Origin of the sequence: Streptomyces sp. ISL-1 (assembly GCF_018614585.1) — a bacterium.
Classification (GTDB): domain Bacteria; phylum Actinomycetota; class Actinomycetes; order Streptomycetales; family Streptomycetaceae; genus Streptomyces; species Streptomyces maoxianensis.
Genome location: NZ_JAGGOI010000024.1, coordinates 61,948 through 86,858, shown reverse-complemented (window position 1 = coordinate 86,858; position 24,911 = coordinate 61,948). Strand labels below are relative to the sequence as shown.

The 24,911-nt window shown below is 69.5% G+C and carries 24 protein-coding genes and 2 tRNA genes; 17 read left to right on the top strand and 9 right to left on the bottom strand.

Annotated elements, in window-relative coordinates; translation table 11 throughout:
- Positions 1-32: 32 nt before the first annotated feature.
- From J7E87_RS18620 to J7E87_RS18610, 3 genes are all read left to right on the top strand, one after another.
- Positions 33-401 carry a WhiB family transcriptional regulator gene (locus J7E87_RS18620; RefSeq protein ID WP_215095370.1) on the top strand — a complete coding sequence of 123 codons (369 nt, stop codon included), beginning with the start codon at positions 33-35 and terminating at the stop codon, positions 399-401.
- Complete coding sequence (locus tag J7E87_RS18615) at positions 398-754, top strand: hypothetical protein (RefSeq protein ID WP_215095368.1); 357 nt, start codon at positions 398-400, stop codon at positions 752-754. Before J7E87_RS18620 ends, J7E87_RS18615 begins: the two co-directional genes overlap by 4 nt.
- Positions 755-865: 111 nt before the next feature.
- Positions 866-1,066, top strand: coding sequence for a hypothetical protein (locus J7E87_RS18610; RefSeq protein ID WP_215095366.1), 201 nt, complete (start codon positions 866-868; stop codon positions 1,064-1,066).
- A 56-nt stretch (positions 1,067-1,122) separates the two neighbouring features.
- Here the strand turns inward: J7E87_RS18610 and J7E87_RS18605 are convergent, their stop codons facing one another.
- Both J7E87_RS18605 and J7E87_RS18600 read right to left on the bottom strand, forming a co-directional pair.
- A complete protein-coding gene (locus J7E87_RS18605) occupies positions 1,123-2,487 on the bottom strand; it encodes an AarF/ABC1/UbiB kinase family protein (protein ID WP_215095364.1) in 1,365 nt (454 codons plus the stop codon).
- A gap of 65 nt (positions 2,488-2,552) precedes the next feature.
- Positions 2,553-3,701, bottom strand: a complete 1,149-nt coding sequence (locus tag J7E87_RS18600) for a ThiF family adenylyltransferase (RefSeq protein ID WP_215095362.1) — start codon at positions 3,699-3,701, stop codon at positions 2,553-2,555.
- A 211-nt stretch (positions 3,702-3,912) separates the two neighbouring features.
- Here J7E87_RS18600 and J7E87_RS18595 point away from each other — a divergent pair, with 211 nt between their 5' ends.
- The 4 genes from J7E87_RS18595 (at position 3,913) to J7E87_RS18580 (ending at position 7,753) form a co-directional block, all read left to right on the top strand.
- Positions 3,913-4,563: a M48 family metallopeptidase gene (locus J7E87_RS18595; protein WP_215095360.1), complete on the top strand. Its 651-nt coding sequence runs from the start codon at positions 3,913-3,915 to the stop codon at positions 4,561-4,563.
- A gap of 108 nt (positions 4,564-4,671) precedes the next feature.
- Positions 4,672-6,282 (top strand): TerD family protein, encoded by a 1,611-nt coding sequence (locus J7E87_RS18590; protein ID WP_215095358.1) that lies wholly within the window; start codon positions 4,672-4,674, stop codon positions 6,280-6,282.
- Positions 6,283-6,296: 14 nt separating this feature from the next.
- The gene (locus J7E87_RS18585; protein ID WP_215095356.1) at positions 6,297-6,977 is read left to right on the top strand and encodes an AIM24 family protein; all 681 of its coding nucleotides are present in this window, start codon (positions 6,297-6,299) and stop codon (positions 6,975-6,977) included.
- A 20-nt stretch (positions 6,978-6,997) separates the two neighbouring features.
- Positions 6,998-7,753 carry an AIM24 family protein gene (locus J7E87_RS18580; protein ID WP_215095353.1) on the top strand — a complete coding sequence of 252 codons (756 nt, stop codon included), beginning with the start codon at positions 6,998-7,000 and terminating at the stop codon, positions 7,751-7,753.
- Between the two features lie 73 nt (positions 7,754-7,826).
- Here J7E87_RS18580 and J7E87_RS18575 read toward each other — a convergent pair whose 3' ends face one another.
- Entirely contained in the window at positions 7,827-8,348 is a 522-nt protein-coding gene (locus J7E87_RS18575) for an NUDIX hydrolase (protein ID WP_215095351.1), read from the bottom strand.
- A complete protein-coding gene (locus J7E87_RS18570) occupies positions 8,345-9,799 on the bottom strand; it encodes a zinc-dependent metalloprotease (protein ID WP_215095349.1) in 1,455 nt (484 codons plus the stop codon). The genes J7E87_RS18575 and J7E87_RS18570 overlap by 4 nt, the downstream gene beginning before the upstream one ends.
- Before the next feature lie 192 nt (positions 9,800-9,991).
- Between J7E87_RS18570 and J7E87_RS18565 the strand changes: the two genes are divergently transcribed.
- From J7E87_RS18565 to J7E87_RS18550, 4 genes are all read left to right on the top strand, one after another.
- Positions 9,992-11,119 (top strand): SDR family oxidoreductase, encoded by a 1,128-nt coding sequence (locus tag J7E87_RS18565; protein ID WP_215095347.1) that lies wholly within the window; start codon positions 9,992-9,994, stop codon positions 11,117-11,119.
- A 79-nt stretch (positions 11,120-11,198) separates the two neighbouring features.
- Complete coding sequence (locus tag J7E87_RS18560) at positions 11,199-11,660, top strand: molybdenum cofactor biosynthesis protein MoaE (RefSeq protein WP_215095456.1); 462 nt, start codon at positions 11,199-11,201, stop codon at positions 11,658-11,660.
- Between the two features lie 150 nt (positions 11,661-11,810).
- Entirely contained in the window at positions 11,811-11,981 is a 171-nt protein-coding gene (locus J7E87_RS18555) for a hypothetical protein (protein ID WP_215095345.1), read from the top strand.
- Between the two features lie 96 nt (positions 11,982-12,077).
- Complete coding sequence (locus tag J7E87_RS18550; RefSeq protein ID WP_215095342.1) at positions 12,078-13,166, top strand: PDZ domain-containing protein; 1,089 nt, start codon at positions 12,078-12,080, stop codon at positions 13,164-13,166.
- Positions 13,167-13,622: 456 nt separating this feature from the next.
- Here J7E87_RS18550 and J7E87_RS18545 read toward each other — a convergent pair whose 3' ends face one another.
- Positions 13,623-14,213: a PPA1309 family protein gene (locus J7E87_RS18545; protein WP_215095340.1), complete on the bottom strand. Its 591-nt coding sequence runs from the start codon at positions 14,211-14,213 to the stop codon at positions 13,623-13,625.
- A gap of 136 nt (positions 14,214-14,349) precedes the next feature.
- On the opposite strand from J7E87_RS18545, the gene J7E87_RS18540 reads away from it, so the two are divergent.
- From J7E87_RS18540 to J7E87_RS18525, 4 genes are all read left to right on the top strand, one after another.
- Positions 14,350-17,250: a UPF0182 family protein gene (locus tag J7E87_RS18540; protein WP_215095453.1), complete on the top strand. Its 2,901-nt coding sequence runs from the start codon at positions 14,350-14,352 to the stop codon at positions 17,248-17,250.
- 51 nt (positions 17,251-17,301) lie between these two features.
- Positions 17,302-17,375, top strand: a tRNA-Met gene (locus tag J7E87_RS18535).
- A gap of 203 nt (positions 17,376-17,578) precedes the next feature.
- Complete coding sequence (locus tag J7E87_RS18530; RefSeq protein WP_215095338.1) at positions 17,579-19,816, top strand: tetratricopeptide repeat protein; 2,238 nt, start codon at positions 17,579-17,581, stop codon at positions 19,814-19,816.
- Between the two features lie 65 nt (positions 19,817-19,881).
- Positions 19,882-19,955, top strand: a tRNA-Met gene (locus J7E87_RS18525).
- Positions 19,956-20,195: 240 nt separating this feature from the next.
- Here J7E87_RS18525 and J7E87_RS18520 read toward each other — a convergent pair.
- Positions 20,196-20,612 (bottom strand): Fur family transcriptional regulator, encoded by a 417-nt coding sequence (locus J7E87_RS18520; RefSeq protein ID WP_215095335.1) that lies wholly within the window; start codon positions 20,610-20,612, stop codon positions 20,196-20,198.
- A 127-nt stretch (positions 20,613-20,739) separates the two neighbouring features.
- Between J7E87_RS18520 and J7E87_RS18515 the strand changes: the two genes are divergently transcribed.
- On the top strand, positions 20,740-22,209 hold the full coding sequence (locus tag J7E87_RS18515) for a catalase (protein WP_251017630.1): 1,470 nt from the start codon (positions 20,740-20,742) through the stop codon (positions 22,207-22,209).
- A gap of 178 nt (positions 22,210-22,387) precedes the next feature.
- Here the strand turns inward: J7E87_RS18515 and J7E87_RS18510 are convergent, their stop codons facing one another.
- Positions 22,388-22,789, bottom strand: coding sequence for a cyclic nucleotide-binding/CBS domain-containing protein (locus tag J7E87_RS18510; RefSeq protein ID WP_215095332.1), 402 nt, complete (start codon positions 22,787-22,789; stop codon positions 22,388-22,390).
- A gap of 152 nt (positions 22,790-22,941) precedes the next feature.
- Positions 22,942-23,742 (bottom strand): histidinol-phosphatase, encoded by an 801-nt coding sequence (gene hisN / locus J7E87_RS18505; protein WP_215095329.1) that lies wholly within the window; start codon positions 23,740-23,742, stop codon positions 22,942-22,944.
- Between the two features lie 175 nt (positions 23,743-23,917).
- Between hisN and J7E87_RS18500 the strand changes: the two genes are divergently transcribed.
- Positions 23,918-24,604 carry a TetR/AcrR family transcriptional regulator gene (locus J7E87_RS18500; RefSeq protein ID WP_215095327.1) on the top strand — a complete coding sequence of 229 codons (687 nt, stop codon included), beginning with the start codon at positions 23,918-23,920 and terminating at the stop codon, positions 24,602-24,604.
- Here the strand turns inward: J7E87_RS18500 and J7E87_RS18495 are convergent.
- Positions 24,549-24,872, bottom strand: a complete 324-nt coding sequence (locus tag J7E87_RS18495; protein ID WP_215095451.1) for a multidrug efflux SMR transporter — start codon at positions 24,870-24,872, stop codon at positions 24,549-24,551. The genes J7E87_RS18500 and J7E87_RS18495 overlap by 56 nt on opposite strands.
- Between the last annotated feature and the right edge of the window lie 39 nt (positions 24,873-24,911).

Here is a 24,911-nt window from a genome sequence, read left to right as displayed (position 1 = left end):
GCCGGACCGACCAGACGAGGAACGACACCACCGTGCAACTCGAAGCGCACGCCCCGTCCGTACCGCCTTCCGAGACGTTCCCCCCGCCCGCCCTCACGGAGGACTCCACCTTGACTCCGCTCACTACGCTCACCGCGCTCGACGACGCCATCGAGAACCTGGGCGTACCCGTCCCCTGCCGTTCGTATGACCCGGAGGTCTTCTTCGCCGAGTCGCCGGCTGATGTCGAGTACGCCAAGTCCCTCTGCCGTACCTGCCCGCTGATGGAGGCCTGCCTTGCGGGCGCCAAGGAGCGGCGTGAGCCGTGGGGCGTCTGGGGCGGAGAGCTCTTCGTCCAGGGTGTGGTCGTCGCCCGCAAGCGGCCGCGTGGTCGCCCGCGCAAGAACCCGGTCATGGCATGAGTGTCATTTCCTGGGGGACGGCCAAACCCCCGCTGCGCACCGGAACGATCGACCGACCCATCACGCACGATCCCCAGAAGCTGGCCCCAATGACCTCTTCCACCAGCGAGCCGTCTGGCTCCGCCACCCCGGACGTCACCACCAGCGGCGCGAACGCCTCGCGCCAGAACAGGACCCGTGAGATGCAACTCATCCCAGAAGCCATGGCGCGTGCGCATATGCACGATCGCCTGCGGGAAGCCGAAGCGGAACGCCAGGCCGTGCGCCTGATCGCCGCCCGGAGGATGCAGCGCCGTGCCGAGCGCGCGTCGATGCGTGCCCGCCGCGCACTGGCCATGGCCGTCATGAACTGACCGCGGTCAAGGCACTGACAGCACACACTGACCCGGGGGCCGGTCCGAACGGACCGGCCCCCGCGGTGCGTTGTCCCCGCGACCCGTGCCCGACGGGGCTATCGTCACGACGTGGATCAGCAGCAGACTCCTCACCCTGTGCAGCCGGGTCCCGAGAGCATCGTGTGTTCCCACTGCGGCGCCGTCGCCGAGGGACCACCGCCCACCTGGACCTGCTCCGTGGAGAACGGCACCCGTCACTTCTTCTGCGACGACTGCGCGCGCGCCAACATCAGGGCGATCGAGGGCAGGCTCGACTCGGCCTGGTGGTGACCGCCTCCCGCTGACCGCCGGCTGTTGTCGCGCTCCCGGTCCTCGGCGCCGGCCCCTCAGGCCTGCGCCTCGATCGCCGTGACGTCCTCCTCGTCCTCCAGCAGGAAACCGGGCAGCCACGACTCCAGTTCGTCCCGCAGCCGCACCGTCGCGTTCAGCTGGCACAGCACCCCGATCGTGCTCAGCGTCACCCGGTGGATCAGCAGGTAGGAGGGCGGCAGATTGAGCTGCTTTCCCAACTGATGTGCGGGAGACCGGATATCCGCGATCCGGGCTGCCTGTGTGCGCATCCAGCTCCGGGTGAAGGTGAACTCCTCCAACTCCGCCGGCTCTATGATCGGCACCAGATACTCGAGCACCGCCTCCGGGTCGAGCTCTATGGCCTCCTTGACGAAGCCTTCGAGGCACAGCAGCTCGTAGACCCCTTCGGCCTCACCCGCCAGCGTCATCCGCAGACACTCGCCGATGGTCGACGGCAGTCCGCCGGGCAGTCGGTCCACCGTGCCGAAGTCCAGCACCCCGAGCCGCCAGCCCTCGCCGTCGTCCTCCGGGAGCAGCCGGAAGTTTCCCGGGTGCGGATCCGCGTGCAGCAGCCCCGTGCGGGCCGGGCCCGAGAAGAGGAAGCGGGCCAGCAACTGGCCCGCCCGGTCCCGCTGCTCGTCCGTGCCGTCGGCGATCACCTCGGCAAGCGGGATCCCGTCGATCCACTCGGTCACCAGCACCTGGTCGCACTGGTGCACCACATCCGGCACCAGCACATCCGGATCGTCCGCGAACTCCGCCGCATGCTCCCGCTGCGCCTGTCCCTCCAGCTCATAGTCCAGCTCCTCCGACACCCGGTCACGGAGCTCGGCGATCAGCGGCTTGATGTCCATGCCGGGGATAAGCGGACCCAGCAGCCGGGCAAAGCGGCTGAGCTGCGTCAGATCGGACAGCAATGCCTCCCCCGCGCCCGGGTACTGCACTTTCACCGCGACCTCGCGCCCGTCGTGCCACACCGCCCGGTGCACCTGGCCGATGGAGGCGGCGGCCGACGGCTTGTCCTCGAAGCTGAGGAACAGTTCGCGCCACTCCTCGCCCAGCCGCTCGGCCAGGACCGCGTGGACCGTACGCGTCGGCATCGGCGGTGCCGCGTCCTGGAGCTTGGTGAGGGCCGCGCGGTAGGGGCCGGCGATTTCCTCGGGAAGCGCCGACTCGAAGACGGACATGGCCTGCCCGAACTTCATCGCACCCCCTTTGAGCTCGCCGAGCACCTTGAACAGCTGGTCCGCCGTGCGTTGTTGCAGTTCCCTGGCCACGATCTCCGCGGACTTCCCGCCGATCCGCTTGCCCAGACCCCAAGTGGCACGCCCGGCGAAGCCCAGTGGCAGCGCGGCCAACTTGGCGGTCCGGGTGACCGCCTTCCGGGGAAGATCAGACATGAGCCCCTCCAAATCCCAGACAGCCGTGCCGCGTGTGCCTGACGGCGTTACTTCTTTGACGGCGGTTACCCGGCCATTGTCTCGTGCAGCGGGTGGAATCCTGAGGTGTGCTCCCTCTCACTCTTCCCCGACGCGCTGCAGACACAGTCGAGGTGGGGCGTGACGCTCTCCGAACGCCACTCCAGCAGCGGCAGTGACGCCTCCCACCGCGCTCCCGTACTCGCGGGCAGCTCTCCGTCGAGGAACGAGAGCGCGTGCGCCGCGGTCAATCCCGCCACAGCCGTGGCCAGGGCGACATCGCAGGCCGGCACAGCGTTGCGCCGGCGGCCCGAGCGCCACTGCGCGAGCAGCCTCGCCCTGCCCGGGTCGCGGTCCGCCCGGCCCAGTTCCAGACAGCCGGCGCAGGGCGTGCCGCCGGGCAGCACCAGCGGCCCCACCAGTCCGGTCGCTTCCACAACTCCCGCGTACAGATGGGGTGTCCCGGTGGCGATCCAGTCCTCGGCCGCTGCCGGGTCGGGCGCGTAGGCCTCCAGCCCGTCCCGTGGCGCCGCCACGACCAGTGAGAGGCCGGGCTCGCCCGTGCCCGAACCCGCCGCCGACTCGGCCGCTCGTGGCGGGCGGTCGGGCGCCCGCCGCCGCACCAGTTGCCGGGCCGCCGTGTCGCGCCGCTCACCGACCGCCTCCGGCGGCAGCCCGCCGGGCGCCACGTCCCACGGCTCCGTACACCCGCCGTCCAGCACCTCGACCCCGCCCACCCCGGAGGCGGACAACACCGCGGCGATCGTCGCGCCCACCCGGCCCGCGCCCCGGACCTGGACGCGCATCGCCCGCCGGGCCGCCATGCGCGCCGCAGCGCCGCCCGGTTCCGGGTGGACAACGGAGAGCGATGCCATATCGGGGCGCAGCCGGTCGAGAGCGCCGGTCCGAGCCCGTAACGCATCGGCCGCCGGACCGCCCGCCGTCGGATCGTCGAGCAGGCCTGCCGACGTCAACCGCTTCACCAGGGCGTCCGCTTGTCCGTCCGGCAGTCCTATCGCCCGCGCCTCCTCCCGCAGCAGCGGCAGCCCTCGAGTCCCGTCCAGCAGCTCGAGCAGGGCGCCTGTCGCCGTGTCCACCGGGCCGACCATCACCGCATGCGCGGGAGTCACCCCGAACTGCACGGTCTGCCGCTCCCGCCATGCCCGCCTGAGGGCAGGTTTCACCATCGGATGCATATCCACTTCCCCCGTCCACTTCCACCGTTGAGCGGTGCCGGATATCTCCGCTTGATCTGTTGTCAGAATGCACGGTCTCGTCGACGTGTGTGAAAAGTTATCCACAGGCACCGGGTATTAGTCGTTCAAATGGTGCAAGCCATGGAGTGGATCAAGATCGACCCGTCCCGGAGGCGGGACTTCCCCCACTCACAGCGGGTAACGTCGGGGCGTGTCCGTCGATCCGTCCACTCGCTTCGCTGGGGAGACCCCACCCCCTGGCCTTGTCGGCGAGGGCCCACCGCACAGCGCCGGAAGCCAACAGCGCAGCGCGACAAACCGACCGCCCCGCGGATCGGGGACGAGCGCGGTCGAGGTCCGCAGGAGCGCCCGGCGCAGCAGAACGGTCTCGGCCTACCGGGAGGGCGACCGGACCATCGTGCTCATCCCCGCCCGCATGTCGGAGGCGGAGGAGCAGCGCTGGGTCAGCGTGATGCTCGACAAACTCGCCGCCCAGGAGAGCAAGCGCGTCCTTGGTGACGCCGAACTGACCGAGCGCGCGGAGCGATTGTCCGCTCAGTACTTCGACGGACGCGCAAGACCGACATCCGTGAGATGGGTGACGAATCAGAACACCCGCTGGGGTTCCTGCACCCCGGCCGAGGGCAGCATCCGACTCTCGCACCGCCTGCAGGGGATGCCCGAGTACGTCGTTGACTATGTGCTCGTCCATGAGCTCGCCCATCTCCTCGTGCCGGGGCACGGGCCGCGGTTCTGGCGGCTCCTCGAGGCGTATCCCCGCACCGAGCGGGCGCGGGGCTATCTAGAGGGCGTCGTCGCCGCCGACCGGCTGCCGCACTTGCCCGCATCGCGCGGAGAGTAACTGTCGACGGTCCTGTACCGAATGTGTACCGGCTTGGCTCAATGTCGTACGCAGCCGTTAGCCTGACGCGACGCATTCACATTTCGGGATGGGGGACGGTCGTTACGCATGGCCAGGGAATTCCAACGCGGCCACAAGGCCAAGATCAGTGACCTCACGCCCGGAACGGATCTGTACGTAGGTGTGCAGATCGCCGCTCCTGGGCTGACCTTCGACATCAGCTGTTTCGGACTCGACGCCAACGAGCAGCTCTCGGACGACCGGTACTTCATCTTCTTCAACCAGCCGAAGTCGCCCGAGGAGTCCATCCAGCTGCTCGGCGCGCAGGCCGGTGACACCCAGTCCTTCCGCGTCACTCTCGACCGCATTCCGGCGAACATCCACCGGCTCTCCTTCACCGCGACGATCGACGGCGCGGGGCAGATGTCGAACGTCGGCCCCGGCTACATCCGCATCGTCGCGGGTGGCGAAGAGGTCGTACGGTACGCCTTCAGCGGCTCGGAGTTCACCACCGAGCGAGCCGTGATGCTCGGCGACTTCTACCTGAAGGACGTGTGGCGCTTCGCCGCCATCGGCCAGGGCTTCGACGGTGGACTCGACGCGCTGCTCAAGAACTTCGGCGGCGAGGTCGCCGAAGAGCAGCCGGCCGCGCAGCAGCCACAGGGCGCCGCGCCGTCCTTCGGACCGCCCGCGCAGGCCACCGCGCCCCCGGCGTTCGGCGCACCGGCCGCACCACCTGCGCCTCAAATGCCCCAAGTGCCGCAGCCCGCGCCCTCCTTCGGAGCGCCGGCCGCCCAGGCCCCGGCGCCGGCCCCCGCCCCTGCGCAGCCCAACCCGCAGATGCACGCCGCGCCCACCATCGCTGCTCCCATGACGCCGTACGGACAGCCGCCCCAGCCGCCTCAGTACGGCCAGGTGCCGGGCCAAGTCCCCGGCCAGATGCCGGGGCAGGCCCCGCCGGGTGCGCCTTCGCCGTACGGACAGCAGGCACCATCCCCGTACGGACAGCAGCTTCCGGGCGTCCCGCAGGGCATTCCCCAGGGAGCCCCACCGACCGGCGCCGGTCTGCAGGCCGCCCTGCAGCCCTACCGCGAAACTCCCACCGGCCAGCGCTGGACCCCGCAGAACCAGCAGCTCATGCGGGTCGATCTGACCATGGGCGGCACGCCCGTCCTCGCTCGCCAGGGCAGCATGGTGATGTACCAGGGCAAGGTCGACTTCAGCTACAAGGGCGCCGGTTTCGCCGGGCGTATCGTCGGCAATGCGACCGGCCAGGAGATGCAGCTGATGCGCTGCTCCGGCCGCGGCCAGGTCTTCCTCGCCGAGGACGGCGCGCATCTGCACTCCATCGAGCTGCAGGGTGACGGCATCTGCGTGTCCGCGGAGAACGTCCTCGCGTTCGACGAGTCCTTGCAGCACGAGGTCCGCAGGATCGAAGGCCACGGCATTCCCGGCGGCGCCCTGTTCACCATGCAGTTCCAGGGCACCGGCACGGTCATCGTGAAGACCCACGGTATCCCCGTGGTCCTCCCGGTCACACCGACCACCTTCGCCGACTGCAATGCCGTCGTCGCCTGGTCGTCGGCGTCCCAGGTGATCCTCTCCAGTCAGGTCCGGCTGCGGCGCAACGCGTACCCGGGGCACAGCGGAGAGACCGTCAACCTCCAGTTCCGGGGCGCCCCCGGCAACTTCATCGTCGTCCAGCCGTACGAGGTCTGAGGGAGCCCGAAGAAATGAACCAGCAACTCGCGGGCTTCGCCCCGACCCCGACCGCGGCCAGGATGGAGAACCACGGCCGCACCATGCTCAAGGTCGCCATGGCCAGTGGCCAGGACCTGTTCGCACGCACCGGCTCGATGGTCGCCTATGAAGGCTTCGTGCAGTACGAGCCGAACCCGCCCGCCGTCCGCCAGATCGCCTCCCAGTGGGTGACCGGTGAAGGCACGCCCATCATGAAGTGCTCCGGCGACGGACTGCTGTACCTCGCCGACTACGGCGCGGACGTCGTCGTCATCAACCTCAACAACGATTCGCTTTCGGTCAACGGCACCAATCTGCTGGCCTTCGACGCGCACCTCCAGTGGGGCGTTGAGAAGGTCAAGGGCATGGCGAAGTTCGCCGGCCAGGGCCTGTGGAACGTGGAGATCTCGGGCACCGGATGGGTGGCCCTCACCTCTCGCGGCACCCCGATCGTCGTCGACTGCGGTCGTGGCGAGGACGAGACATACGTCGACCCGGACGCCCTTGTCGCCTGGTCCCCGAACCTCAAGGTGAAGGGGAAGCGCAGCTTCAAGGCCTCCTCGCTCGTCGGGCGGGGCAGCGGTGAGGCGTACCAGATGGCCTTCTCGGGCCAGGGCATCGTCGTCGTACAGCCGAGCGAGGACAGTACCGACCGCCTGCGGATCCGGCACTGAAGGGGGAGCGAGAACACATCATGCAGAGTCCGCTTTTCAGCCACACGGAACAGCAGTCCCAGGACCGGTACGTCGTGCAGAACCCGCAACTGCTGCGGGTTGCGCTGACCGGTCATGACGACATCCTCGCCCGCAAGGGCGCCATGGTCGCGTACCAGGGGCTTGTCGACTTCGACGGCGAGTACCAGACGAACAATCAGCGGCGGGCCCGCGCCAACACCGGTGAGGGCCTGGACCTGATGCGCTGCTCCGGGCAGGGCACTGTCTACTTCGCCAACCTCGCGCAGTACGTCCATGTCGTGGACGTCGACCAGGAGGGCATGACGGTCGACAGCGCCTACGTCCTGGCGCTCGACTCCACGCTGCACACCGAGGTCATAGCGGTGGACAGCCAGTACGGAATCTCTGGCTCCGGTAAGTACCAGCTCAATATCTCCGGCCGCGGCAAGGTCGCGCTGATGACCTCGGGCCAGCCGCTGATGATGCAGGTCACGCCGGACAAGTACGTCAGTGTCGACGCCGACGCGATCGTCGCCTGGTCCTCCGCACTTCGGGTCCAGATGCAGGCGCAGACGCACTCGTCCGGCGTGCGCCGAAGGCGCGGCAACACCGGCGAGGGCTGGGAGTTGAGCTTCCTCGGCCAGGGCTTCGCGCTTGTGCAGCCCAGCGAGGTCATGCCGCCACAGGCCGCGGAGATCGGACAGGGCCTGCGCGCGCAGTACGGCATGGGTCAGCAGGGCGCCCACGCCCAGAACCAGAACAACGCCTGGAGCTGACGAGCAAGGACACACGGGTGAGAGCACGGGTAAGGGGCGGTCTCCGTGGAGACCGCCCCTTACCCGTGCTCAGTCACAGTGCCGCGCGGGTACGCTCCAGCAGTCGCACGACCGACTCGTCGGCAACGTCCGCCACCTCGTCGTAAGCGAACCAGCGCAGATCCAGTGACTCATCACTGATCTCCTCGACCGCCCCGGCCGGCGCCAACGCCGCGTACTGCACATCGAGATGCCAGTGGCAGGGCGCCGGAATCGCATGCCGGTCCAGCCGCACGGGACCGCCGGGCAGCAGCGTCAGCCCTCGGATCCCGGACTCCTCCGTGGCCTCGCGCAGAGCGGCGTCCGCCAGGGTCGCGTCATCCGGCTCGCAGTGGCCGCCCATCTGCAGCCACATGCCGAGCTTTTTGTGCAGCGTCAGCAGCACCCGCCCGCGCTCCGATTCGACGACCAGCGCGCTCGCCGTGACATGCCCGGCCTCGCAGGCCTTCCACATCCCGTCCGGGTGCGCTGCCAGATGGTCGAGATAGAGCTGTCGCAGCTCCTCCTGATGCTCGTAGCTCTTCAGTACGAAAGCGGCGTCGTCATGCAGGCTCACTGGTCCTTGTCGCCCTCGTCGTCCTTGTCACCCTCGGCGCCCTGGTCGTCCTTGCCGGAGCCCTTGTCCTTGTCGAGGTTCGGCTTTCCGCCGCCCGCCGCCTCGCCGAGCATCTTGTCCAGCTCCGAGAAGTCGAGCTGCTCACGGTGCACAAAGCCGTCCGGGTCGTCCAGATCCGTGGCCGTCGGCAGCATGTCCGGGTGCTCCCACAGGCTGTCGCGCCCGTCCACACCCCGCGCGTCCGTGAGCGAGGCCCACAGCCGCGAGGCGTCCCGCAGCCGGCGCGGACGCAGCTGAAGGCCGATGAGGGTCGCGAAGGTCTGCTCGGCGGGACCGCCGGAGGCGCGCCGCCTGCGCAGCGTCTCGCGCAGGGCGTCCGCCGAGGTCAGCCGCCTGGACGCGGCCTCGTGCACCACCGCGTCCACCCAACCCTCGACCAGCGCGAGCGCGGTCTCCAGACGGGCCAGCGACGCCTTCTGCTCCGCGGTGTCCTCGGGCTGGAACATGCCCTGCTGGAGGGCATCCTGCAGCTGCTCGGGGTGCGAGGGGTCGAACTGGCCGACCACGTCCTCCAGCTTGCTCGTGTCGACCTTGATCCCGCGGGCGTACGCCTCTACCGCACCGAACAGATGCGACCGCAGCCAGGGCACATGGGCGAAGAGACGCTGGTGGGCGGCCTCGCGCAGGGCCAGATACAGCCGCACCTCCTCCTTCGGCACACCGAGGTCCTTGCCGAACGTCTCGATGTTCAGCGGCAGCAGCGCGGCCTTGCCGGCCGGGCCGAGCGGCAGGCCGATGTCGGTCGAGCCGACCACCTCGCCCGCCAGCACGCCCACGGCCTGCCCGATCTGCTGGCCGAACATCGCGCCGCCCATGGAGCGCATCATGCCGATCAGCGGGCCCGCCATGGCCTGCATCTCCTCCGGCAGCACATCGCCCATGGCCAGGCCGACGCGCTCGGCGACCGGATCGACAAGCTGCTGCCACGCGGGCAGCGTCGCCTCGACCCACTCCGCGCGGCTCCACGCCACGGCGGTGCTCGCGCCGGAGGGCAGGGACGTCACGTTGTCCAGCCACAGATCGGCGAGGCGCACGGCCTCCTCGACCGCGGTCCGCTCGGCCGGGCCCACGCTCCTGTCCTTGGTGCCGTCCTGTGTGCCCTGGGAGACCGACTGGCGCGCGATCTGCTTGGCCATGTCCCAGTTCACGGGACCGCCCTCGTAGCTCAGCATCTGGCCGAGCTGCTGGAACGCCGCGCCCAGGTCATTGGGGTTCAGGGAGCCGAACATCGCGGCGAACGGATTGTCCGCGCCTTCCCCGAAACCGAAAGGGTTTGTCGGTGACGGCCCGCCGGAGCCCTGGCCACCTCCGGCGGGATCCTTCTTCTTGCCCTCGTCGCCGTTCTCCGGCTCCTCCGGCGGAAGGCCGAATCCGAATGGGGTGTCACTCACGGGGTTCCTCGGCTCGTAGGGCCGCCGGCTTCCTGCCGACGGCGAATGCCCGACAACACCACCCAGCGTAGACATCCGGGCCCCATATGGGCTCGGGTGCTCCGCCGACTCTTGGCCTGCGGCAGGATGGACGCCACCTGGTGCGCACGCGTCATTCGCGTTCGTACTGAAGACAACCGCTGGAGACGCCTGGTGAGTTCCCCAGATCCGCAGGTTCGCGCAGCGCGAAACCCCTCAACCCCGACCTCAGGCCGCGGGTCGGCCGGCCGTGGCCCCGTCGTCGCGGTCACCGGCGCCGCCTCCGGGGTCGGCGAACTGCTCACCCGGCGTCTCGCCGCGTCCGAGGAGATCAAGCAGGTCATCGCGATCGACGAGCGCCGGGGCGAGGTTTTCGAGGCGCAGTGGCACATTCTCGACGTGCGGGATCCGGCCATCGCCGAGAAACTGCGCGGCGCGGACGTGGTCGTGCACCTGGCGCTCGACCTCGACCTGGAGACCGACTCCGCCGCCCGTACGGCGTACAACGTGCGCGGTACACAGACCGTACTGACCGCCGCTGCGGCGGCCGGTGTCCACCGGGTCGTCCTGTGCACGTCGGCGATGGTTTACGGCGCGCTGCCGGACAACGACATCCCCCTGTCGGAGGACGCGGAACTGCGTGCCACCGCCGAGGCCACGGGCGTCGGCGACCTACTGGAGATCGAACGTCTGAGCCGCCGCGCGCCGCGCGCCCACCCCGGGCTCAACGTCACGGTGGTAAGGCCCGCCGTCCTGGTGGGCGGTACTGACACCGCGCTGACCCGCTACTTCGAGTCGCCACGGCTCCTTGTGGTCGCCGGATCCCGTCCCACCTGGCAGTTCTGTCATGTCGAGGACCTGGTGAGCGCGCTGGAGTACGCCGCGCTGGAGAAGGTGGACGGCGAGCTGGCGGTCGGCTGCGACGGCTGGCTGGAGCAGGAGGAGGTCGAGGAGCTCAGCGGCATCCGCCGGATGGAGCTGCCCTCGGCGGTCGCCCTGGGCGCGGCGGCCCGACTGCACCGGATCGGGCTCACCCCGTCCCCGGCCGGGGACCTGGCGTACACCATGCACCCCTGGGTGGTCAGCGTGAGCCGCCTCCACGACGCCGGCTGGCGGCCCCAGTGGACGAACGAGGAGGTCCTCGCCGCGCTGCTGGAGGAGGTGGAGGGGCGCCACACGGTCGCCGGCCGCCGCCTGGGCCGCAAGGACGCGACAGCTGCGGGCGCCGCGGGTGCGACGGTCGCGCTGCTCGGCACGGCCGCGCTGGTGCGGCGTGCGCGCAAGGCGCGGCGCCGCCTGTAGGAGGCTCCGAGCAGGCGTGTTCGCGGCCGGTCGAAGGTGCTGTTCCGCGATGTCAGTGGCGTACGGCACGATGGACGGCATGGCAAGCAGGTACGACCACCCCGGCGAGCAGGCGGCGAACGACCCCATCCGCCTGCTCGCGATCCGCGACACCCCGCTCTCCGTCGACGAGGTCTTCGCAGCCGTCGGCGACGACGCGGCGGGCGGCACCGCGCTCTTCGTCGGCACCGTGCGCAATCACGACGGCGGAGCCGATGTCGACACGCTGGGGTACTCCTGCCACCCCACGGCCGAGGCGGAGATGCGTCGTGTCGCCGAGAAGGTCACGGCGGAATTCCCCGTTCGGGCGCTTGCCGCCGTCCACCGTGTGGGTGACTTGGCAGTCGGTGATCTGGCCGTCGTCGTCGCCGTGTCGTGCCCGCACCGCGGGGAGGCCTTCGAGGCCTGCCGAAAGCTGATCGACGACCTCAAGCACGAGGTGCCCATCTGGAAGCACCAGAAATTCTCCGACGGCACGGAGGAGTGGGTCGGCGCCTGCTGAGGCGGTGAGCGGGTCGAGGCCTGCTGAAACCCGGTCGGCTCCCATGCGCCCCGATTTGCGTAACCGCACCCCTGGCCTGAGCGTTGAATCTGCGGATGACTAGTCTGCTGATCATTCAGGTGCGTTTGCTCATGGGGTAGGGAGGTCGCGATGGCAGCACTTGCCTGGTTGCTGATTCCGCTTTTCGCTGCCGTCGGCGCTGCGATATGGGGAAGCTGGGCTTCCCGGAACCGGACGACCGGGGATGTCGCCGAGCTTGCCGGTTATGCGCGGTTCCGCGACGCGATGGAGAAAACAGACTCCGGTACTGACGCTGCTTGACTCAGGTGACCCGCCGCGGACCGTACGCGATTGCCAAGTGCCCGTACGTAGCGGCCCCGACAGCGGTCTGACAGACCTGTCCCGTACTGTCGTTCCATGCCACGCCGCACCGCGACGATGCTCGCCTCCACCCTGACTTTCATCGCGCTGCTCTGCGCAGGGGTGTTCATCACTGTGCCGTATTCGGAGATGTCGCCCGGACCGACGGTCAACACTCTCGGCGAGGCTGGTGGCGAGCCGGTCCTGCAGATCTCCGGCCGCAAGACGTACCCGGCGACCGGCCATCTCAATATGACGACGGTCCGGGTCACCGGTGCGGACTACAAGATGAACCTCGTCGAGGCGGTGTACGGCTGGCTGGCCCACGACAACGTGGTCGTGCCCCACGACACGCTCTACCCGGACGGGAAGACCGAGGAGCAGTCGACTCAGGAGAACGCCGAGGAGTTCACCCAGTCGCAGGAGAGCGCCAAGGTGGCCGCGCTGAAGCAGCTGAAGGTCCCGGTGAAGTCGCGGGTCGTGGTCTCCACGGTCCTCAAGGACACGCCTTCGGAGAACCGGCTGCACGCGGGCGATGTCATTCGCGCCGTTGACGGTACGTCGGTGAAGGAGCCCGGCGACGTGGCCAAGCTCGTCGTGAAGCACAAGCCCGGCGAGGACGTGGTCTTCACGATCGTCCCCGCGAAGGAGGCGGCCGCGGCGGAGAAGGCGGGCAAGGAGCCCGAGGGGACCGAAAAGGTCACGATCACCACGGTGAAGGCGGACAAGGGCGACCGGGCGATCGTCGGCATCCATGCCGGGACCGACCACACCTTCCCGTTGGCCATCAACATCAATCTGGCGGATGTGGGGGGTCCCAGCGCAGGTCTGATGTTCGCGCTCGGGATCGTCGACAAGCTGACGCCGGGGGACCTCACGGGCGGGAAGTTCGTGGCAGGTACCGGCACGATCGACGACCAGGGGAAGGTCGGTCCGATCGGCGGGATCGAGATGAAGCTTGTAGGGGCGCGCAATGCGGGCGCGGAGTATTTCCTGACGCCGGGTGAGAACTGCGCGACGGCGGCGTCGGACATTCCGGACGGGCTGACGCTGGTGAAGGTGAACACGATCGACGACGCGGCGAAGTCGCTGGAGAAGATCAAGTCGGGGGACACGGCGGGCCTCGTGGGCTGCTCGGCAAGCTGACGCCGGGGTCTTGGCGGGCCTCCTGCGTCAGCGCCGGCGCCGCCCCGGCGGTGCCCCTCGCGCCGCCGGCCTCGACCTAAGCGCGCCCCGCGCGCCTGCTCGGGCAGTCGCCCGCGGCCGGCCGCTTGCCGTTCCGAGCCGCTGCCGCGGCGGCTGCTTCGAGCCGCCGCAAGCCCGCCCCGCGCTGAGCTCCGCTGCAGCGGCCCCGTGGTCCGGCCGGGTCCTCCCCGCTCACCGCGTCCGCGCCGCTTTCGCGGGTCGGCTCAGAGCGCTCCTTCGCCTGCCGGGCCGTCGCCCGCGCCGCTGCCCGCGGCTTGGCCACTGTCCCGCCCCGCGCGCCCTGCCGCGGCGCCGGGCTCGGCGTCCGAAGGCATGCCGGGCCGACCATGGCGAACCGCCGTACCCGGTCCTGCCGACCCGGTACGGCAGCTTCCTTCGTGGTGTCAGTTCGTCCTGTTACGCCTCGAACGTCGTCTCAAGCGCCGCCGCGAGGCCCGGGACCAGGGCCGAGCCCGTCAGGACCTCCTTTGCGGAGTCCTTCTCGCGCAGGCGCAGCGCCGATTCACGGGCGCCGTCGCGGAGGACCGCCACCGTCATCCGGACCTCCTGGCGGTCCGGATGGGCCGCGACCCACTTGGTGAGGGCGTCGTCATCGAGGCCGTCCGGGACGGAGGCCTCCGCCGACGGCGGGAGCATCTGGCGTTCCACGGTGAGCGCGCAGCCGGCCACCGCGTCCGGCCAGGCGATGGTGGCCAAGAACTCGTCGAGCGGTGTGCCGGCCGGGATCTCGTCCTGCTCGATCGGGGTCAGCGGCGCGGCCGCCTCCTCGCTGTCGAGGCCGAGCTGGGCCGCGAGGCCCGGCTCCTGGGAACGCAGTTGCGCGGTGTCGACGAGCGCGAAGAGCCGGGCCGGCTGGTCCCAGCCGAGCCCGGATGCGTATTCGTCGATTTCGAGCACTGCGCGGGTCAGCGGGGTCGCGGCGATCGGGCCCGAGGCCGGAGTCGGCTGGTCGGATGGGCTGGAACTGGAGGGGGAATCGTTGGACATGGCTAATATCCTGCCTCCTTTCGACCCCGAGACGGGAACTAGGTAAAGCCTCAGTAAGTTGCAGTAGTGGGCTCTACGATCGCGGGGCCCGTTTCACACGACCGCGAACTTCGAGGTGCGCACGTTGGCTTTCCAGATGCCGGACCGCGGCGGAGGCCCGACCGGGCCACGGATCAGAGTGGGCCGGCCGTCCCGGCGTATCCGTACCCTGCTCATGACATTGGGCGTCCTGGCCGTGCTGGCCATGGTGTTCGTCATGTTCGCCGGGTTCTGGACCGACTGGCTCTGGTACCGATCGGTTCACTACTCGTCCGTCTTCACCACCACCCTGTGGACCAAGGTCGGACTGTTCGCGGTCTTCGGCCTGCTGATGGCCGCGGCTGTCGGCCTGAACATCTGGCTCGCGCACCGGCTGCGCCCGCCGCTGAGCGCGATGTCGCTCGAGCAGCAGAGCCTTGACCGGTACCGGATGAGCATCGCCCCGTACAAGAAGTGGGTGCTCCTCGGGATCACCGCTCTTGTCGGGCTGATCGCCGGAGCGTCCGCCACCGGTCAGTGGCGGACCTGGCTGATGTGGGTCAACGGCGTCTCCTTCGGCCAGAAGGACCCGCAGTTCCAGATGGACGTGTCGTTCTACGCGTTCGACCTGCCCTGGTACCGGTTCCTGCTCGGCTTCGGCTTCGCGGCCGCCGTGCTCTCGCTCATCGCCGCCGCCCTCACGCACTATCTGTACGGCGGACTGCGCATCACCAGCCCCGGCGCCCGGGCGACGGGCGCGGCCACCGGCCATCTCTCGGTGCTGCTCGGCGTCTTCGTCTCGCTCAAGGCCGTGGCGTACTGGCTCGACCGGTACGGCCTCGCGGTGAAGTCCAGCGACTTCAAGGCGGCCGGCAACTGGACGGGCCTGCGGTACGTCGACGCCAACGCCTACCTCCCGGCGAAGACGATCCTCTTCTGCATCGCCGTCATCTGCGCCGTGCTCTTCTTCGCGACGCTCTGGCGCCGCACCTGGCAGCTGCCGGTGATCGGCTTCGGTCTGATGGTCCTGTCGGCGATCCTCATCGGCGGCCTCTACCCGGCGATCGTGCAGAAGTTCCAGGTCCAGCCGAACGAGCAGGCCAAGGAAAGTCCGTACATCAAGAAGAACATCGAGGCCACGCGGCACGCGTACGGCATCGACAAGGCCAAGCCCGAGGACTACTCCGGTAAGGGCGACCCCAAGCGGAAGGCCCAGCAGCGCACCGACGCCACCACGGCGGCCAGCTACCGCCTGGTCGACTCCAACGTCGTCTCGCCCGCCTTCCAGCAGCTCCAGCAGGAGCGCAAGTACTACCAGTTCCCCGCGACTCTGGACGTCGACCGGTACACCGGCACCGACGGCAGGCCGCAGGACACGGTCATCGGTCTGCGTGAGCTCAACATCACGGGCATCCAGAAGCGCAACTGGATCAATGACCACTTCACGTACACCCATGGCTATGGCGCGATCGCGGCCAAGGGCACGAACACCATCACGGACCCCGACCAGGGCACCGTCGGTTCGCCGGACTTCACCGAGTCCGGGCTGCCCACCACCGGGCAGCTCGGCAAGTACGAGCAGCGGATCTACTACGGCGAGAAGACCGAGCAGTACTCCATCGTCGGCGGCCCGCAAAAGGAGCTCGACTACGAGAAGAACGGCGAGGAGACCACCAGCTACAAGGGCAAGAGCGGGGTCAACCTCTCCAGCCCGCTGAACCGCGCCGCGTACGCCGTCGCCTTCAGCGAGCCGCAGATTCTCTACTCGGGAGCTGTCGGCGACGGTTCGCGGATTCTCTACAACCGCACGCCCAAGGAGCGCGTCGAGGCGGTCGCCCCCTGGCTGACCATCGACGGCGACGCCTACCCGGCGGTCGTCAACGGCCGCATCCAGTGGATCGTCGACGCGTACACCACGACCAACGGCTACCCCTACGCCTCGCGTACGACGCTGGGGGACACCACGGCCGATTCGCTGACCACCAATCAGCGCGCGGTCGTCGCCCAGCAGAACCAGGTCAACTACATCCGCAACTCGGTGAAGGCCACCGTCGACGCGTACGACGGCACAATCAACCTGTACCAGTGGGACACCGAAGACCCGGTGCTCAAGACCTGGATGAAGGCATTCCCCGGCACGGTGAAGTCCAAGAGCGACATCGCGCCGGCGCTCAAGGCCCATCTGCGGTACCCGCAGGACATGTTCAAGGTGCAGCGTGAGCTGCTCACCAGGTACCACGTCACCGAGGCCGAGCAGTTCTACAGCGGCAGTGATGCCTGGCAGGTGCCGGACGACCCGACGAACAAGGACACCAGTGCCGTCCCGCCGTACTACCTGAGCCTGAAGATGCCCGGGGAGAAGAGCCAGAAGTTCTCGCTGACGACGACGTTCACACCGGCCGGACGGCCCAACTTGGGTGCGTTCATGGCCGTCGACGCCGACGCCACCAGCAAGAACTACGGCGCGATAAGGCTGTTGAGAGTCACCGAGACCGTCCAAGGGCCACAACAGGTGCAGAGTGAACTCAACGGTGTGCCCGAGGTGGCGACCTTCGTCCGGGACCTCAGGGGCACCGACTCGGACATCGAGTACGGCAACCTGCTGACGGTGCCGCTCGATGGCGGGTTCCTCTACATCGAGCCGGTGTACGCACGAGGCGGAAGCGCCAACTATCCGCTGCTGAAGAAGGTCGCCGTCGCGTACGGCGGAGGCAAGCCGGTCTTCAAGGACAGCCTCACGGAGGCGCTCAACGCCGTCTTCCTGCAGGAGGGCGCGGAGCAGCCACCGACGACGACACCACCGCCGGGCGACACCACCAAGCCGCCGCCGGCGACCGGTGACGCGGCGCTGAAGGCTGCGATCGCGGACGCCCAGAAGGCATACGACGACGCCGAGGCGGCGCTGGAGAAGAAGCCGACGGACTGGGAGGCGTACGGCAAGGCGCAGGCTGCCCTGCAGGATGCGCTGGCGCGAGCCGCGGCGGCGCAGGCCAGTCCCGCACCGAAGACCACCCCATAGGGCCGCTGAGCAGGCACCATCCCGCGTCGTGGTACGGTTGCAACACAACGACGCGGGGTGGAGCAGCTCGGTAGCTCGCTGGGCTCATAACCCAGAGGTCGCAGGTTCAAATCCTGTCCCCGCTACTGAAAAGAAAGAGGGCCCGGATCCTTTGAGGATCCGGGCCCTCTTCGTGCGTATGTGCTGCTGGTGAGAACTGTGTGCCGCGTGGGGGGAGTTGGGGTCGAGCGTGTTTGACTTATCTCTCTGTGGGCAAGTCGACAAAACGCTGAAGTGACCTCACTGGCTGCGGTATACCAGGTGTACGCGGGTTGCAGGTGGTGCGACGATGGAATTTATGGGGGACAGGGCAACTCTGTTGGAGACAGGGCGGTTTGTGCACCGGCATGCCGGAAAGGTGGCGGACGCGACCAGTCCTGCCAACGCCGTTGTCAACACTGACAACGTTGACAACACTCACAACACTGACGGTGCGGGCAGCGATGCGGGCGTCGACCCGGTGGAGACCGCTGGGGCCGAGGCACGCCACCGGCGCGCGGCCGAAGGCGGCGACACCGCGTCGATGAGTGTGCTCGGCGCGCTTCTGCTGCGGCGAGGCGATCTCGACGGCGCCGAGGCCTATCTGCGTGCCGCGACCGCCGAGGGCGACCGTGCCGCCGCGAACAATCTGGGTGTTCTGCTCCATCAGAGGGGATACGCCGACGAGGCGGCCGGGTGGTGGCGTATCGCCGCCGTCGCCGGTTCCGCTGCTGCGGCGCACGCGCTGGGACGGCACTTCCGCGAGCGCGGCGACGAGCCCGCCGCGGAGTACTGGCTGCGCCAGTCCGCCGAGCAGGGGCACGCGTTGGGCGCATACGCTCTCGCCGATCTGCTGGAGCACCGCGGCGATGCGGGCGCGGAGCGCTGGCTGCGCGCGGCGGCGGAGCAGGGGCACCGCGAGGCCGCCTACCGGCTCGCCCGCGCGCTGGAGCGCCGGGCGGCACAGGAGGCCCGAGCGGGCGGGGCCGTGGCCCTGGTGATGGGACGCTCGGGGCCCGCGGCGCGCGACGCCGAGGGCGCCTGCAGGAGGGCGCTCTCCGCTTCCGACGCCGTGATCTCGGGTTCCGGCGCCGTCGTTTCCGGGCGCGGTGCCGGGCGCGGTGCCGGGGGCGGCGCCCCCGTGAGCGGCTCGGCCGCCACGGCCCGGGTGGATTCGGCGGGCAGTGCTTCCGCGCGCCAGGACCGTGGCGCGACGGCCGCGGCAGGCTCGCGCGCCGGACTCGCGCAGCGGAGCGGTTCCGGTGCCGGGGACGTCGCCACTGGGCCTGTCGGCGAGGACGGCGCGAGCGGCGAGCTCGGCGATCGGGCTGAGCTGTCCGTACTCGACGAGGCGGCGCAGTGGTACCAGCAGGCCGCCGCCCGTGGGCATCGGCGGGCCGCGCTGCACCTCGGCGCGATCCTCGAGCAGCGCGGCGAGCTCAAGGAGGCCGGCCGCTGGTACCTCACCGCCGCAAAGGACGGCGAGGCCCGTGCCGCCTGCGCGCTCGGGTTTCTGCTGCGGGATGCCGGCGACGAGGAGAGCGCCGCCGTCTGGTGGCTGCGTGCTGCCCAGGACGGCGACGGCAATGCCGCCAACGCCCTGGGCGCGCTGCATGCCGCCCGAGGCGAGCAGCAGACCGCCGAGCGCTGGTACCGCGCCGCCATGGACGCGGGCGACGTCAACGGCGCGTACAACCTGGGGCTGCTCTGCGCTGCCCAGGACCGTACGCCGCAGGCCGAGCAGTGGTACCGCCGCGCCGCCTACGCCGGGCACCGCGAAGCCGCCAACGCGCTCGCCGTACTGCTCCTGCAGGCGGGCGACGCGACCGGCGCCGAGCCCTGGTTCTCCAAGGCGGCCGAGGCCGGGAGCGTCGACGCCGCCTTCAACCTGGGCATCCTCCACGTCGGTCGCGACGACGACCGTACGGCCCTGACCTGGTACGAGCGGGCAGCGGCGGCCGGCCACACCGAGGCCGCCCTCCAGGTCGGCATCGCGCTGCTCAGGGACGGCGACGAGCAGGCCGCCGAGCGTCATCTGCGCTGCGCGGCGGGCGGCGGCAGCGCCGAGGCCGCCTTCCGGCTCGCCACCGTGCTCGACTCGCGCCAGCCGCCGCCCGGGCCGCCCGCGCTCGGCGAGCCGGTGGCCGAGAAGAGCGAGTGCGAGGAGTGGTACGAGCGCGCCGCCGAGATGGGGCACCGTCGTGCCCAGGTACGTGTCGGGATGCTCGCAGCCGCCCGCGGCGACATGGCCGAGGCCGCCCGCTGGTACCGGGAGGCGGCCGAGGCGGGCAGCCGCAACGGCGCGTTCAACCTCGGGCTGCTCCTCGCCCGCGAGGGCAGCGAGCGTGAGGCTGCCCTGTGGTGGTCCCGCGCCGCCCGCGCGGGGCACGGCAGGGCCGCGCTGCGCCTGGCGCTGCTCGCCGCCCGCAGGGGTGAGCTGACCGAGGGCCAGCGGTGGTGCGCGCGTGCCGTCGAGCTGGGCCCCGCCGAGGTGGCGGAGCGGGCCGCGCGGCTGCGCGAGGCGCTGCACCAGGAGCTCACGGCGTAGCGCGGTGTAGCGGTGCATATCGATTTGCGCTGGTCGACGGGGTGCCGTAAGGTCGTGTTTACCGACGCGGGGTGGAGCAGCTCGGTAGCTCGCTGGGCTCATAACCCAGAGGTCGCAGGTTCAAATCCTGTCCCCGCTACTGACAGACGAAGGCCCGGATCCATACAGGATCCGGGCCTTCGTCGTATGTCCGGGTGCCTGCACCGCGGGTCCGCGAGGGCCATGCGTGATCGTCGAGCCGAGCGGCACATTGCGTGCCGTACGCCGCGGATCCGCGAAGGACGCGTGCTGTTGCCAGGGGCCCTACGCCGCGCAAACGTGAAGGGCCCGGCACCTCATCGGTGCCGGGCCCTTCGGATGCGTAAGTCTCAGGCCGGCCTCAGGCCGACGCGCAGTTCGGGCACGTGCCGCGGTAGGTGACCTCCACGTCGGAGACCGTGAAGCCGAAGCGCTCCGTGTCCGGAAGGTCCGCCAGCGGGTTGCCCGAGGGGTGGACGTCCCGGATGGCGCCGCACTGGGCGCAGACCAGGTGCTGGTGCGGCTGGTGGGCGTTCGGGTCGTAGCGCTTGGCGCGGCGGTCCGTTGAGACTTCCAGGACTTCGCCAAGGCTGACCAGCTCGCCCAGCGTGTTGTACACCGTCGCCCGGGAGATCTCGGGGAGCCTCTGCACGGCGCGCGCGTGCACCTCGTCGGCCGTCAGGTGGACGTGGTCGCCGTCGAGGACCTCTGCCACGACACGCCGCTGGGCGGTCAGGCGCCAGCCGCGTTCGCGAAGTCGTTCCAACAGGTCACTCATAAGGACCAGCCTAACAGTGGTGGGACCCAGGTCCCGAACGTGTGTGACTTTGGATGTTCCCTTGACTTAGACAAAGTCCATTGTAGGATCGAGACCAGGCAAACGCCAAGGAACAGGACTCGCAGTTATGACGCAGGAGGCGCATGTGACGCAGGGACCGCTCACTACGGAGGCCGGCGCGCCGGTCGGCGACAATCAGAACAGCGAGACCGCGGGCGTCGGCGGTCCGGTTCTCGTCCAGGACCAGGCTCTTCTCGAGAAGCTCGCGCACTTCAACCGTGAGCGGATCCCGGAGCGCATCGTGCACGCGCGCGGCGCCGGCGCGTACGGCACCTTCACGCTGACCCGCGACGTATCGCAGTGGACGCGTGCGAAGTTCCTCTCAGAGGTGGGCAAGCAGACGGAGACCTTCCTCCGGTTCTCCACCGTCGCCGGCAACCTCGGCTCCGCCGACGCCGTGCGCGACCCCCGCGGCTTCGCGCTGAAGTTCTACACCGAAGAGGGCAACTACGACCTCGTCGGCAACAACACCCCGGTGTTCTTCATCAAGGACGCCATCAAGTTCCCGGACTTCATCCACACGCAGAAGCGCGACCCCTACACGGGTTCGCAGGAAGCCGACAATGTGTGGGACTTCTGGGGCCTCAGCCCGGAATCGACCCACCAGGTGACCTGGCTCTTCGGCGACCGTGGCATCCCGGCGACGCTGCGCCACATGAACGGCTACGGCTCCCACACGTACCAGTGGAACAACGAGGCCGGCGAGGTCTTCTGGGTCAAGTACCACTTCAAGACCGACCAGGGCATCAAGAACCTCACCACCGACGAGGCCAACCGCCTCTCCGGCGTGGACCCGGACTCGCACCAGCGCGACCTGCGTGAGGCCATCGAGCGCGGTGACTTCCCGTCCTGGACCGTGCAGGTGCAGATCATGCCGGCGGCCGAGGCGGCCACGTACCGCTTCAACCCGTTCGACCTGACGAAGGTCTGGCCGCACGAGGACTACCCGCCGATCGAGATCGGCAAGCTGGAGCTCAACCGCAACCCGGAGAACATCTTCGCGGAGGTCGAGCAGTCGATCTTCAGCCCCGCGCACTTCGTGCCGGGCATCGGCCCGTCGCCCGACAAGATGCTGCAGGGCCGGCTCTTCGCGTACGGCGACGCCCACCGCTACCGCGTCGGCATCAACGCCGACCACCTGCCGGTGAACCGCCCGCACGCCACCGAGGCGCGCACCAACAGCCGTGACGGCTACCTGTACGACGGTCGCCACAAGGGAACCAAGAACTACGAGCCGAACAGCTTCGGCGGCCCTTTCCAGACGGACAGGCCGCTGTGGGTGTCGACCCCCGTCACCGGTGACACCGGCAACCACGAGGCTCCCGCGCACGCCGAGGACAACGACTTCGTGCAGGCGGGCAACCTCTACCGGCTGATGTCGGAAGACGAGAAGGGCCGCCTCATCGAGAACCTCGCCGGGTTCATCTCGAAGGTGTCGCGCGACGACATCGCCGAGCGCGCGGTCAACAACTTCCGTCAGGCCGACGGCGACCTCGGCAAGCGGCTGGAGGCCGCGGTCCAGGCCCTGCGTGGCTGACGGGCGCTTGCCGTAGAACAGAGGGCCGGATCCCTGTCCAGGGGGTCCGGCCCTCTTGTGTGCCCAGTCGCGTGAGTCCACTCGGCGTTTGTCCGGTCGGCGTGTGTCCGGTCGGTGTTGCCCGGCCGCCCGCTTGTGTGCGCCGACGGTTGGGCGCGCTGACCGGCTGGTGCGCGTGCTAGCCGACGAGCCTCGCCGGGTGCCGCCTCGCCGGGGCCCAGCACCGGATGATGTCGCGTACGGAGACGATGCCGACAGGCCCGTCGCCGTCGAGCACGATCAGATGCCGGAACCCTCCGTGCGTCATGGCCTCCGCGGCCTCCTCCAGGGTCCAGGACGGCGCGGCGAAGACGACGTCGGTGGTGGTGTGGGCGCCGGCGTTCTCGAGGTCGGGGTCCTGCCCCGCGCCCACCGAGTTCAGAACGTCGCGCTCGGTCAGAATGCCGAGCCCGCCGGCGTCGGTGTCGAGTACGACGGCGGCGCCGATACGGCGCGAGGCCATCAGGCACGCTGCCTGGCGGAGTGTGTGTGCGGGTCCGATGGTGAGGACCACCGTGCTCATGGCGTCACGGACGAGCATGGATGGAGCCACCTCCTTGGTGTTCGGTCGTTCGAGAACCGATTCACAAGTTCACAAGTGTGGGGACCTTCAGAGTCTCAGTCCCACGGGGTGGCAGCAAGAGGGCAGGCACAGCCGGTTGGAAGGGTGTAGGTGCCCGTCAAATACGCCCGTCAGTAGCGCTGATTCAGGTATCCCAGCAGCTCCTCGTGGAGCAAACCGTTGGACGCGGCCGCGTTTCCGCTGTGCGGGCCCCGGCGTCCGTCCAGGCCGGTGAAGGATCCGCCCGCTTCCTGTACGACGATCGCGGTCGCCGCCATGTCCCACAGCGAGAGCTCCGGCTCCGCGCAGATGTCCACCGAACCCTCGGCGACCATCATGTACGGCCAGAAGTCGCCATAGCCGCGGGTGCGCCAGCAGGCCCGGGACAGGTCCAGGAATCCGTCGAGCCGCCCCTGCTCCTCCCAGCCGCTCAGCGAGGAGTACGCGAACGACGCGTCCTGGATCCGGCCGACCTTGGAGACCCGTAGCCGGGTCGCGGATGTCAGGCTGCGCCCGGTGTACGCGCCGCCGCCCTGTGCGGCCCACCAGCGGCGGCCCAGCGCCGGGGCCGACACCACGCCCACGACGGGCTGGTAGCCGCCCTCGCCCTGCACCATCAAGGAGATCAGCGTCGCCCAGACCGGCACGCCGCGCACATAGTTCTTCGTACCGTCGATCGGGTCGATGACCCAGCGGCGCGGGCCCGTGCCCTCGATGCCGTACTCCTCGCCGAGGATCGCGTCGCGTGGCCTGGCCCGTTGCAGCTGTCCGCGGATCAGCTCCTCCGCCGACTTGTCGGCCTCGCTCACCGGCGTCATGTCCGGCTTGGTCTCGACCTTCAGGTCCATCGCCTTGAACCGGTCCATCGTGGCGGCGTCGGCGGCGTCCGCGAGGACATGGGCGAGACGCAGATCGTCGTGGTAGTCGGGCATGGTCGTCACTCTATCGGGGCTCACGGGGCTCATCCCGGGGCCCTGTCCGCCATGGCTATTGACAGTGGATGGCGGCCCGTCAACCCTGAGCGCAGCGCCGCACGGCCTGGGAGGCGCACGGCTGCAGAGCCGGATGGCCGCATGGCCGGAGAGCCGCATGGCCCGGGAGGCGACGATGCCTACAGCGCGAGAGTCCTTGCTGAACGCCGCTCTCATGGCGCTCGCCCAGCTGCCCTGGTCAGGGGTACGGATGGTCGATGTCGCGTCTGCCGCCGGGGTCTCGCGGCAGACCCTCTACAACGAGTTCGGCAGCAAGGACGGCCTCGCCCGCGGGCTGGCACGGCGCGAGGCAGATACGTATCTCCACGGTGTCGACCGGCTGCTCGCCGAGCGGACCGGAGCGGCGGACCGACTGGTGGCGATCGCCGAGTGGACGGTCGGAGAGGCACGGGCGAAGCCGCTGCTGCGGGCCCTGCTCACCGGCTGCTGGAGCGAGCGGCTGCCCGTGCCGAGGCCCGCCCGCCGGGGCGCCGTGCTGTCCAAAGCGCCCGCCCAGCGCCGCGCCGACGCGGGGCTGCCGTCCCCTGCCGATCTGGTCGCAGCCGTACGCGACCGCTCGCTGGCCGCGCTGGAGAAGGGGTCTCGCCCGAGCCGTACGAAGGAGGAGTCGGCCGAGCTCGCCCACCGCAGCGAGCAGGCGGTGCGGCTCGCGCTCTCGTATGTGATCGCGCCTGTCGGCGAAGGGGTCGGGCCGCTGGTGCGTACGGCCGTCGGCGGAGCTGTCGGTACGACTGTCAGCGCGACCGTCAGTGCGACGAGCCCGACAGCTGCAGACCGACGACGCCTACAATCACCAGTGTGATCGAGACGATCTTCAGGGTGGAGACCAGGTCGCCCAGGAAAACCATTCCGTAGATCGCGGTGCCCGCGGCGCCGATGCCCGTCCACACCGCGTACGCGGGCCCCACATCGAGCTTCCTCAGCGCGAGCGTCAGCAGACCGAAGCTGCCCAGTGCGAAGGCGGCGAACGCGATCGTCGGCCAGAGCCGGGTGAAACCGTGCGAGAGCTTGAGGCAGACGGCGAAGCCCGTCTCCAGGAATCCAGCGACCACCACCAGCAGCCACGCCATGATCTGTGCCTCCCGCATCAGTCGGTGACTGCTTCGTCG

Bases quoted from the DNA above. Each gene is read 5' to 3' on its own strand.
- J7E87_RS18615 (WP_215095368.1), top strand. From the start codon at position 398: ATGAGTGTCATTTCCTGGGGGACGGCCAAACCCCCGCTGCGCACCGGA.
- J7E87_RS18605 (WP_215095364.1), bottom strand. From the start codon at position 2,487: ATGTCTGATCTTCCCCGGAAGGCGGTCACCCGGACCGCCAAGTTGGCC.
- J7E87_RS18600 (WP_215095362.1), bottom strand. From the start codon at position 3,701: ATGCATCCGATGGTGAAACCTGCCCTCAGGCGGGCATGGCGGGAGCGG.
- J7E87_RS18590 (WP_215095358.1), top strand. From the start codon at position 4,672: ATGGCCAGGGAATTCCAACGCGGCCACAAGGCCAAGATCAGTGACCTC.
- J7E87_RS18585 (WP_215095356.1), top strand. From the start codon at position 6,297: ATGAACCAGCAACTCGCGGGCTTCGCCCCGACCCCGACCGCGGCCAGG.
- J7E87_RS18580 (WP_215095353.1), top strand. From the start codon at position 6,998: ATGCAGAGTCCGCTTTTCAGCCACACGGAACAGCAGTCCCAGGACCGG.
- J7E87_RS18560 (WP_215095456.1), top strand. From the start codon at position 11,199: ATGGCAAGCAGGTACGACCACCCCGGCGAGCAGGCGGCGAACGACCCC.
- J7E87_RS18555 (WP_215095345.1), top strand. From the start codon at position 11,811: ATGGCAGCACTTGCCTGGTTGCTGATTCCGCTTTTCGCTGCCGTCGGC.
- J7E87_RS18550 (WP_215095342.1), top strand. From the start codon at position 12,078: ATGCCACGCCGCACCGCGACGATGCTCGCCTCCACCCTGACTTTCATC.
- J7E87_RS18545 (WP_215095340.1), bottom strand. From the start codon at position 14,213: ATGTCCAACGATTCCCCCTCCAGTTCCAGCCCATCCGACCAGCCGACT.
- J7E87_RS18540 (WP_215095453.1), top strand. From the start codon at position 14,350: ATGCCGGACCGCGGCGGAGGCCCGACCGGGCCACGGATCAGAGTGGGC.
- J7E87_RS18530 (WP_215095338.1), top strand. From the start codon at position 17,579: ATGGAATTTATGGGGGACAGGGCAACTCTGTTGGAGACAGGGCGGTTT.
- J7E87_RS18520 (WP_215095335.1), bottom strand. From the start codon at position 20,612: ATGAGTGACCTGTTGGAACGACTTCGCGAACGCGGCTGGCGCCTGACC.
- J7E87_RS18515 (WP_251017630.1), top strand. From the start codon at position 20,740: ATGACGCAGGAGGCGCATGTGACGCAGGGACCGCTCACTACGGAGGCC.
- J7E87_RS18510 (WP_215095332.1), bottom strand. From the start codon at position 22,789: ATGCTCGTCCGTGACGCCATGAGCACGGTGGTCCTCACCATCGGACCC.
- hisN (WP_215095329.1), bottom strand. From the start codon at position 23,742: ATGCCCGACTACCACGACGATCTGCGTCTCGCCCATGTCCTCGCGGAC.
- J7E87_RS18500 (WP_215095327.1), top strand. From the start codon at position 23,918: ATGCCTACAGCGCGAGAGTCCTTGCTGAACGCCGCTCTCATGGCGCTC.
- J7E87_RS18495 (WP_215095451.1), bottom strand. From the start codon at position 24,872: ATGGCGTGGCTGCTGGTGGTGGTCGCTGGATTCCTGGAGACGGGCTTC.